Below are 2,578 nucleotides of genomic sequence, written 5' to 3' on the forward strand. Positions count from 1 at the left end.
CATGCTGTGGGCGGGGCGGGGCTTTCCGGATTGAGCTGAAGCTCAAGAGTACTTTCTCCGTCGGGCACCGCCATGCTGTGGGCGGGGCGGGGCTTTCCGGATTGAGCTGAAGCTCAAGAGTACTTTTTTCCTTACCGCGTCATGACGCCGTCCACGATGCGCATGGCGCCGCGTGGGTTGGCGTCTTTGAGCAGTTCGGGAAGGGCTTCTTCGGGGAAGCCTTGGTAGGATACGGGACGGACGAAGCGGTAGATGCTGCCGGTGCCGATGCTGGTGAAGAAGCTGTGGCTGGCGGCGGGATATGGGCCGCCGTGGTGCATGGAGGGGCAGACTTCGATGCCGGTGGGGAAACCGTTGAAGACGATGCGGCCTACCTTGCGCTCGAGCACGCGGATGAGCGGGGCGAAGTCGCGCAGATCTTGCTCGGTGCCTTGAAGGGTGGCGGTAAGCTGGCCGTCGAGGCTGTTGGCATAGCGCAGCATGTCTTCGAGGGTGTCGCATTGCGTGATGATGGAGCAGGGGCCGAAGACTTCGCGGCGCAGCTCTTCGTTGGCTTCCAGCACGTCGATGTTCGTGGTGAAGATGCGGCAGGCTGCCTGGGAGGCGGTTTCGCTGGAGGGAGTTTCCGACTGACCGACCAGTTTCAGGCCATTCACCGTCTGCCACACGGCGGTACCGGCGTCGTAGGCTTCGCAGATGCCGCGATGCAGCATCGTCTGCGGGGCCACTTTGGCGGCGAGGGCGGCAGCGTTGCTGATGAACTGGTTCAAATCGTCGCTCTTCAGGCCGAGAACGACGGCGGGATTTGTGCAGAACTGACCCACGCCCATCGAGACGGAACCCACATAGCCTTCAGCGATTTTCGAGGCACGCTCCTTGAGCGCTCCTGGCAGAACGAAGACGGGATTCACCGAACCCATTTCGGCATAGACTGGAATCGGATGCGGACGGGCAGCGGCCACGTCCATCAGCGCACGACCACCACGCAGGGAGCCGGTGAAGGCGACGGCTTGTGTGAGGGGGTGCTTGGTCAGCGTGGTGCCGATGTCATTGCACTTGCCATGCAGCAGCGAGAAGCAGCCCGCAGGCAGGCCTACTTTGTGCAGGGCGGCCAGCACGGCACGCGCGAGCATCTCGCAGGTGCCGGGATGTGCGGGGTGACCTTTGACGACGACGGGGCAGCCGGATGCCAGGGCGCAGACGGAATCCGTGCCGATGACGCCGATGGCGAAGGGAAAATTGCTGGCGCCAAAGACGACCACGGGGCCGATGGGCATCATCACGCGGCGCACATCCGGCTTCGGCAGGGGCTGGCGGTCTGGGAGAGCATGATCCACGCAGGGATTGGCCCAGGAGCCTTCACGGATCAGTGCCGCGAAGAGTTTGAGCTGGCCAATGGCACGGCCACGCTCGCCGGTGAGGCGGGCGATGGGCAGCGCGCACTCGGCATGCGCGCGCTCGATGAGTGCATCTCCCAAGGCGGTGATTTCATCGGCGATGGTATCGAGAAGAGTCGCGCGGGTCTCGGGTGTCGCGAAGCGCAGCGCATCAAAGGCACCGTCCGCAGCCTGCATGGCTTCATCGGCCTCGGCGTGGGAGGCATCGCCAAAGGCAGGCTCAAGCTGGGCGCTGGTGTTGGGATTGAAGGCGTGAAAGAGAGAGCCGTGGGGAGCCGCCTCGCGGCCCGCGATGTAATGATGTCCGGTGAGTGTCATGGTTGCGGGAGTTTCTAGAGAGAAATGCCGTTTCGTCCAGCATTCGTGCGTGGTCAGAAGGGTGAACTTCCGCGCCTTCGGTACTCCATACACCCGGCAATGCTCCTCACTTCGGCAGCTTGCCAATGGCGGCGGTGGTCATCCGTTTCATGAGGTCCGATTCCGTGGGCGGCAAGGGAGTCTTGGGCGTGGCGGGATAGCTGGAATCAGATTCGGCGATGCGATGGTTCGATCTGACCAGAGCGACATCGGCACGCCAGACGGACTTGCCGGATGCGGTGTCGATCAACGAATAGCTAGCCTTCAAGCTGCGCGTGGCGGATGAGGAGCTGTTGTATTCCGTGACCGTGCGGGTCGTCTGGCAGCATGAACCACGGCAGGAACTGCCGCAGGAACTCTGGCTGCATGTCGCTCCATCTTTCCTGCTGCAAGTGCAGGAAGAGGTTTCGGTGTAGGTGAAAGTCCATTGGCTGCTGCCGTTCTCCACGGTGTTGTCGAGCAGATCGATCCACAGCAGATAATCCATGCCATGGGCGCGCGTTTTGCGGATGAAATCTGGGGTGAGTTTCCTGCCGAGCCCCACCGGCACGCGGGGGCTGAATTTCTTGGGCGGTGCTCCGGCGGCTGCCCAGGCGGCCTCCGCCGTCAGCACGCGTGATCGTTTGAACCGATGCTGCAGCGCCAGTCCCGCATCACTCATGATGGCGGCCTCCGCCGTCTGGCCGGGGTAGGTCATCAGATCCTGCGCGGTGAAGCCGCCCACGGCAAGGGTCTTGTCCTTCAGGGCATGTTTGCCAAGGCTGCCGCTGATGACGAGCTTCGGTTTCGACGAGCAACTCGTCATCCATGCAAAGACAAGAGGC

General features: G+C 62.8%; 2 protein-coding genes. Both read right to left on the reverse strand.

What is annotated here, in order from left to right; genetic code table 11:
• Positions 1–131: 131 nt before the first annotated feature.
• Positions 132–1,715: an aldehyde dehydrogenase (NADP(+)) gene (locus PSV43_RS18265; RefSeq protein WP_300200685.1), complete on the reverse strand. Its 1,584-nt coding sequence runs from the start codon at positions 1,713–1,715 to the stop codon at positions 132–134.
• A 106-nt stretch (positions 1,716–1,821) separates the two neighbouring features.
• The coding region (locus PSV43_RS18270) for a hypothetical protein (protein WP_300200687.1) at positions 1,822–2,578 on the reverse strand (757 nt) is incomplete at its 5' end.

Origin of the sequence: Prosthecobacter sp., from assembly GCF_029946185.1 — a bacterium.
Lineage (GTDB): Bacteria > Verrucomicrobiota > Verrucomicrobiia > Verrucomicrobiales > Verrucomicrobiaceae > Prosthecobacter.